Consider the following 7,623-nt stretch of genomic DNA (forward strand, 5'->3'; position numbering starts at 1 on the left):
GGCTATTCTCGTTTTAATCTAATTTAAGGAAAACAGAGTAATCATTATTGCATCTGATTACCATCATTTATATCAGCAAAACTTGCGAAAGACTTTTACTAAGCAGTAACAACTAGCACTCGGTACTAGCTGTTACTGAGTACCTGTTACTTCGTTAATGTAAGCAAATGAACAGGTAAGTCTAACGCTTTCAATTGTGGCTCCAATGTCTTCGCATCACCCACCACAATAATTTGATAATCTTTCGGGTTAAACCATTTCTGCGCTAATTTATCCATTGTCGTTTTAGTAATAGTATCGACAATATGGTTTCGCTGAGCGACAAAATCTTTTGGTAAATCATAAGCTAAGATATTACCTAACAATGATGCTTTTTGACTTGGCGTCTCATAACTAAGAGCATCTTTCTGACCCACAGCTAAGCGCATAAAGTTAACCTCTTTATCGGTTAATCCTGATGTGCTCATTTTCTTTAGTTCGGCGAGAAACTCTTTTATAGAGGCAACCGTCGCATCGGCTCTAACTTGAGCATAATAAACTCCCACACCCACTTCTTTTCCGCCACTGAAATAGCCTCCCGCGCCATAGGTAAAGCCTTTATCTTCACGTAGATTCATGTTGATACGGCTATTAAAGTTACCCGCTAAATTAAAGTTAGCCAATTGGGTTTTAAATAGCTCACCGGTGGCATCAAACGGCATCCCTTGACGTACTAAACGGATCACCGTTTGTGGAGCATCAGGCTTATTCACTAACCAAATTGCTTGCTGCTTTAATACAGGTAGAACTTGTGGTGCAATACTTGGCGCAGGTTCTCCTTTCCATTGTCCGATAGGCGCTAACGCTTGTACTAGTTTCGCTTGTGTTATATCGCCCACCACTACCGCATCAGCACTGTTAGGAGTGTAATAACGATGATAGAAGTCTTTTACATCTTGCAGGGTAATATGGCTCAACGTTTGCTTAGTACCATCCGTTGGACGCCCAAACACAGTACCTTTAAATAAGACTTCTCGTGTTGCTTGCCCCGCTAACCAATCCGCACTTTGATGCTCATAAACAATACCTTCAATCATCTGCTTTTTAAGACGCTTAAAATCACTTTCTTTAAAGGCGGGATGGAAAAGACGTTGCTCTAATAACGCCATCGTTTCAGGTAAGTTCTTCGTTAGCGTACTGAGTGAAATCGTGGTGCCATATAATCCAGCATGTACTGAAATATTACTGCCAAGAGTATCTAACTTAGATGCCATTTGCTCTGCGGTATATTTCTCAGAGCCTTCATTCATCATCGCAGCCGTCAGCTCAGCTAAACCTTCTTTACTTGCAGGATCTAAACGACGCCCTGCAGGTACGGTTAACTGTAAGCTGATCGTTGGAGTTTCTTGGGACTGGGTACCAACCACTTTGATCCCATTCGCAAGGCTAAACTCATACAGTGTGGGCATGACGACTTTCACTGGTTTTGAAGCCTTTGGCATCACTGAACGATCAAAATTATCTTTAACCGTACGGTAAGCTAAATCTTGATCATTGATCTTGGTATTTTTAGGTAACACACGTGGCGCAGGCGCATAATTGGGTTTCGCTGCCTGCAGTTGTAATTCACCATGTGGAACAACACTGAGCGTAACACTCGGGTGTTGATAAATATACTGGTTATACGCACGCATTACGCTTTGCGTATTTACTTTATCAATATTCGCTAGTTCCGTTGCAATGTAGTTAGGATTACCAAAGAAAGTCTGATAAGCCGCAAGTTGCGACACTTTACCACTGACACTTTGTAAGCCATAAATCGCACTCGCTTCAACCGAGCCTTTAATTTCATCCAGTTGGGCTTTCTTGATCCCTTGTAGCTCAATGCCGTTAACGACAGACATCACTTCTTTACGTAATGTGTCTAGGTGACCTTTATCACCACTTGGTGCTATCGCATACACATACATGCTACAAGCAAGCTCTGCACAATCTTGAAATGCGCCTGCATCAACAGCTTTACCTGTTTTCACCAGCTTTTGATAAAGTAAGCTATTCGTGCCACTTCCAATCACTTGGCCTAACATATCCAATGATGGTTGTTCTGCTGCACCTAAATACGCTGTCGGCCAGGCCATCATTAACATGGGCTGCTTAATATTATCTTGCAGTGTAATGTAACGATCAGACGGCAATGTCACAGGCTGCTTCGGTGCATCCTTTACTTCAGGACCTCGTGGAATAGAGCCAAAGTATTTATTCACCCATTCCAATGTCTGCGCTTTATTAATATCACCACCAATGGTTAACGTCGCATTGTTTGGCCCGTACCAACGCAGGAAGAAAGCTTTAAGATCGTTAACATCAACACGATCTAAATCTTCTACATAGCCAATGGTTTGCCATGAATATGGGTGGCTACGAGGGTATAATGCTTCCGCCATTTTTTCATAAATCAAACCATACGGACGGTTTTCAAAGTTTTGTGCACGCTCATTTTTCACTGTATCACGCTGAATTTCAAACTTACGCTGAGATACCGCATCAAGTAAAAAGCCCATACGGTCAGACTCAAGCCACAAGGCTTTCTCTAATTGATTGGCTGGGACTGTTTCAAAATAATTCGTGCGATCACGGTTAGTACTGCCATTTAAATTACCGCCCGCTTCTGTGATCAATTTGAAATGCTGTTGATCACCAACATGCTTAGAGCCTTGAAACATCATGTGCTCAAAAAAGTGCGCAAAACCTGATTTACCTTGTTGCTCTCGCGCAGAGCCCACATGGTAAGTCACATCCACATTCACTAACGGATCAGAGTGATCCGGCGATAAAATAACAGTCAACCCATTAGCCAAACGGTATTTACTATAAGGGATCACAGCTTTCCCTTGTACCGCTTTAACTTGCTCAATAAACGTTACCCCTTTTGGTAACACTTGGGTAGTCTGCTGTTCAGTAAATTGAGTACAACCTGTCAATGACACGACGGCTGCACTCAGGATCCATTTTTTCACGCTCGAATTCCTTAAAACGATAATGCAGGGAAAAGTCCCAATACGATTGCAGCTAATGCGATATAACGTAATGTTTTACCAATTAAAATGACTACTGCACACCACCAAAATCGCATCCGTAGCCAACCTGCCGCTAAACATAAGGGATCACCAATAATTGGCATCCAACTAAGTAACAAACTCCAGTAGCCGTATTTTTTTAGCCACAATAACGCTTTATGACTCTGTTTTTGCTCTGAAGTTTTATCTGGTAGTAAAAGACCTAACCAATAATTAGTTAATCCACCTAAGGTATTACCTATCGCAACGACCGCTACTATTTGCCATATCGGGTTATCCCCTAATTTGACAGCAGCGATAAGATTCGCTTCAGATCCGCCTGGTAACAATGTGGCACTAAGAAATCCGGTCGCAAATAGAACCCATAAGCCCGTATCCCCGGTAAATAAATCAGTCATGTCTGTCACCTTTTTATTAGGAAGGCAAAGTGTGCCATTTGAAGCGATAACTGAACATATTTTTATATTGTCATTAAATAAAAAAGGCAGCGAAACGCTGCCTTTTTAACTAGGTAGTGAAAGAAATACCTTAACTTCCACCCACCAATGCTAACAAGATGCCTGCAGCTACAGCAGAGCCCAATACACCAGCTACGTTTGGTCCCATTGCATGCATTAATAAGAAGTTTTGAGGGTTTGACTCTAAACCCACCTTATTCACCACACGTGCCGCCATTGGAACGGCAGATACACCTGCTGCACCAATTAATGGGTTAATTGGCTCTTTACTAAAACGGTTAAGCGCTTTTGCCATTAATACACCACCACCAGTACCAACACTAAATGCAACCGCGCCCAGTACCAAAATACCTAATGTTTCGATTTGTAGGAATGTTGCAGCTTCAAGCTTCGAACCAACACCTAAACCTAGCATAATTGTCACGATGTTGATCAACTCGTTTTGTACTGTATTTGATAAGCGATCCACAACACCAGATTCACGCATTAAGTTACCTAAACAGAACATACCGACTAATGGGGTTGCTGATGGTAAGAACAAAATCGTCATCAACAGTACAGCTAATGGGAACAATACTTTTTCCATCTTCGTCACGTGACGAAGCTGCTGCATCTGAATTTGACGCTCTTCAGGTGTCGTCAGTGCTTTCATAATTGGTGGCTGAATAATTGGTACTAAAGCCATGTAACTGTAAGCTGCCACCGCAATCGCACCAAGTAAATCAGGGGACAATCGGCTTGCTAAGAAAATAGCCGTTGGGCCATCAGCACCACCAATAATCGCAATTGACGAAGCATCTGCTAGCGAAAATTCCATTCCCGGTACAACGTTAAGTAAAATAGCGCCAAATAAGGTAAAGAAAATACCAAACTGCGCCGCTGCTCCTAATAACAAGGTTTTAGGGTTTGCAATCAGCGCGCCAAAGTCGGTCATTGCACCTACACCCATAAAGATTAATAGCGGGAAAATACCCGTTTCAATCCCTACGTAATAGATGTAATAAAGCAAACCACCAGGATCAGTAAACCCAGCATTCGGGATATTGGCAAGAATGGCACCAAAGCCCATAGGCAGTAATAATAATGGCTCAAAGCCTTTACGAATGGCCAAGAACAACAAACCACAACCAACCACGATCATCACGATCTGACCGAATTCAAAGTTTGCAATCCCAGTTTCGGACCAGAGTTTTAATAAACCTTCCATGGTTACCTCTTATGACAAACTAATGATCGGCGAACCGACAGTGACGGAATCACCTTCTTTAACATGTAGCTGATCAACCACACCACTACGTGCGGCACGTACTTCGGTTTCCATCTTCATCGCTTCTAAGATCACAAGAACATCACCTTCTGTTACTTGATGACCTGGCTGAACATTGATCTTAAAGATATTCCCTGCTAATGGCGCACCAACAGCTTCAGCAGTTGCACTTGGAGCTGATGCGGCAGCAACAGGAGCTGCTGGTTGCTGTGCCACTTCCACAGAAGACAATTCACCGCCTTCAGCAACATCAACGTTATAAACCTGACCATTAACACGTACACTATAGCTTTCAACCTCAGATGCCGTTTTCGTTTCAGCGGCAGTGGTTACTACTTCTTCACCTGTTGGTGCAGGTTCAAAGGCATCAGGATTATTACGATTTTTAAGGAAGTTAAGTCCAACTTGCGGGAACAATGCATACGTTAATACATCATCAACTTGTTGATCGGCTAACGCAATACCCTCAGCTTTAGCTTTTGCGACAAGATCATCAGTTAAGATAGCTAACTCATCATCAATTAAATCAGCTGGACGACAAGTAATAGGCTCAGCACCCTCAAGTACTTTCGCTTGAAGATCACTATTTACAGCCGCTGGTGCTGCGCCATATTCACCTTTTAGAATACCCGCCGTTTCTTTACTGATGCTCTTATAGCGCTCACCAGTCAGTACATTCAATACAGCCTGAGTACCGACAATTTGTGATGTTGGGGTGACCAGTGGAATAAAGCCAAGATCTTCACGTACACGTGGGATCTCTTCTAACACTTCATCAAAACGATCAGCAGCACCTTGCTCTTTTAGCTGACTTTCCATGTTAGTTAGCATGCCGCCAGGAACTTGTGCTAATAAAATTCGAGCATCAACACCGCGTAAACTACCTTCAAATTTCGCGTACTTCTTACGAACATCTCGGAAATAGCTAGCAATAGGTGCGAACTTTTCTAAATCAAGGTTGGTATCACGTCCTGTACCTTGGAGCATAGCTACCACTGTTTCAGTTGGTGTATGACCGTAAGTTTGGCTCATTGATGAAATCGATGTATCAAGAATATCGAGTCCCGCTTCTACGGCTTTCACTGCTGTCGCTGTAGATAAACCGGTTGTAGCATGGCTGTGTAAAGCTAGCGGAATATCACATGATGCTTTGATACGCTTAATTAACTCTTCCGCTTCATAAGGCTTCAATAAACCTGACATATCTTTGATACATAGCGAGTGACAACCGAGATCTTCTAAACGCTTAGCAAGATCGGTCCATGTATCTAAAGTATGAACCGGACTTGTTGTGTAAGAAATAGTACCTTGCGCATGAGCACCAACATCAATCGTCGACTTTACGGCTTTTTCAAAATTACGCACATCATTCATGGCATCAAAAATACGGAAAACATCCATACCATTCGCGTGTGCGCGCTCAACAAACTTCTCTACAACATCATCACCATAATGGCGATAGCCAAGTAAATTTTGTCCACGAAGTAACATCTGCATCGGTGTTTTTGGCATCACTTGCTTTAATGCGCGCAGACGCTCCCAAGGATCTTCACCAAGATAGCGAATGCACGAATCAAATGTTGCACCACCCCATGTTTCTAACGACCAATAACCAACATCATCAAGTTGCGCGGCAATAGGAAGCATATCTTCTAAACGAAGACGGGTAGCAAATAAAGATTGGTGTGCATCACGCAATACAACATCGGTGATAGCTAGAGGCTTGGACATGTTCAAAACTCCTTGTAAGAATAAGTGTCCTTAAATCAAAACTGTGTGCTGTGAAATTAGCTAGTGCTTTTAGCTTGACGATATTGATGAACAGCAGCAGAAATAGCTGCAATGACATCAGGCTTAATACCGTTTTGATTTTGGGTCACTGCCGGCTTGGCAGCTTTAGGCGCTTCAATTTGGTCAGCTGGCGCAAATTTTGCCAACAAATGAACCAAAAAAATAAGGATTGACAGAAAGACAAATACAACGACCATTCCTGTCGCCATAATTACCGCTGCTTGCCACAGCGCATCTCCCAGATCAGTCATCATAAATTCCTTCTAGTTGTGACCGTAGTGTTAACGATTATCACGACAATTGAAAACAAGTCAAATTGATTCACAAAAATTGGTTGTTTTTGCAACATCAGTCTGATTTTTACTCAAATTAAAGCATATTTATCAGCCTTAATTGCAAGATTTCATTACATGCAGACACAATATGAATACAAATACATAAAGATTGCATATATAGAATCAACATACTGAAATGTAATAAAAAAAGGAATTTTAAAAATATCTAGAAAGGATAGCATTCAGCTAAAAAAGAGAAGTTATCGTATCAAATAAGCAGTTAGATACCCTTATTGATACTAAGCAAATAAAATCATTATTATTACTTATTAACAATAATATTATAAAGGCTTAGTAATACTTAGAAATCAGAAAACAACAGATACAAAAAAGCCCAGCAAAAGCTGGGCTTTAAATGATGGTGCGCGCGGGAGGATTCGAACCTCCGACCGCCTGGTTCGTAGCCAGGTACTCTATCCAGCTGAGCTACGCGCGCACTAAATCGGTGTAACAGCAACAAGCGTTAGGCTTATCACTTTTAAATAATGGTGCGCGCGGGAGGATTCGAACCTCCGACCGCCTGGTTCGTAGCCAGGTACTCTATCCAGCTGAGCTACGCGCGCACTAAATCGGTGTAACAGCAACAAGCGTTAAGGCTTATCACTTTTAAAAATGGTGCGCGCGGGAGGATTCGAACCTCCGACCGCCTGGTTCGTAGCCAGGTACTCTATCCAGCTGAGCTACGCGCGCACTAAATCGGTGTAACAGCAACAAGC

At 42.3% G+C, this 7,623-nt stretch carries 5 protein-coding genes and 3 tRNA genes; all 8 read right to left on the reverse strand.

Annotation, left to right across the window (positions count from 1 at the left end; translation table 11 throughout):
* Positions 1 to 146: 146 nt before the first annotated feature.
* Positions 147 to 2,996, reverse strand: coding sequence for a pitrilysin family protein (locus C9J42_RS20610; RefSeq protein WP_107302272.1), 2,850 nt, complete (start codon positions 2,994 to 2,996; stop codon positions 147 to 149).
* Positions 2,997 to 3,007: 11 nt separating this feature from the next.
* Positions 3,008 to 3,454: a YqaA family protein gene (locus C9J42_RS20615; RefSeq protein WP_045153637.1), complete on the reverse strand. Its 447-nt coding sequence runs from the start codon at positions 3,452 to 3,454 to the stop codon at positions 3,008 to 3,010.
* Positions 3,455 to 3,584: 130 nt separating this feature from the next.
* A complete protein-coding gene (locus C9J42_RS20620; protein WP_107208701.1) occupies positions 3,585 to 4,721 on the reverse strand; it encodes a sodium ion-translocating decarboxylase subunit beta in 1,137 nt (378 codons plus the stop codon).
* 9 nt (positions 4,722 to 4,730) lie between these two features.
* On the reverse strand, positions 4,731 to 6,512 hold the full coding sequence (gene oadA / locus C9J42_RS20625) for a sodium-extruding oxaloacetate decarboxylase subunit alpha (protein ID WP_107288115.1): 1,782 nt from the start codon (positions 6,510 to 6,512) through the stop codon (positions 4,731 to 4,733).
* A gap of 56 nt (positions 6,513 to 6,568) precedes the next feature.
* The gene (locus C9J42_RS20630) at positions 6,569 to 6,823 is read right to left on the reverse strand and encodes an oxaloacetate decarboxylase subunit gamma (RefSeq protein ID WP_107208699.1); all 255 of its coding nucleotides are present in this window, start codon (positions 6,821 to 6,823) and stop codon (positions 6,569 to 6,571) included.
* Between the two features lie 443 nt (positions 6,824 to 7,266).
* Positions 7,267 to 7,343: transfer RNA gene (locus C9J42_RS20635), tRNA-Arg, on the reverse strand.
* Between the two features lie 50 nt (positions 7,344 to 7,393).
* Positions 7,394 to 7,470: transfer RNA gene (locus C9J42_RS20640), tRNA-Arg, on the reverse strand.
* Between the two features lie 50 nt (positions 7,471 to 7,520).
* A tRNA-Arg gene (locus C9J42_RS20645) sits at positions 7,521 to 7,597 on the reverse strand.
* Between the last annotated feature and the right edge of the window lie 26 nt (positions 7,598 to 7,623).

The sequence above is a fragment of the Photobacterium sp. GB-56 genome, from assembly GCF_003026105.1.
In the GTDB taxonomy this organism is placed as follows: domain Bacteria; phylum Pseudomonadota; class Gammaproteobacteria; order Enterobacterales; family Vibrionaceae; genus Photobacterium.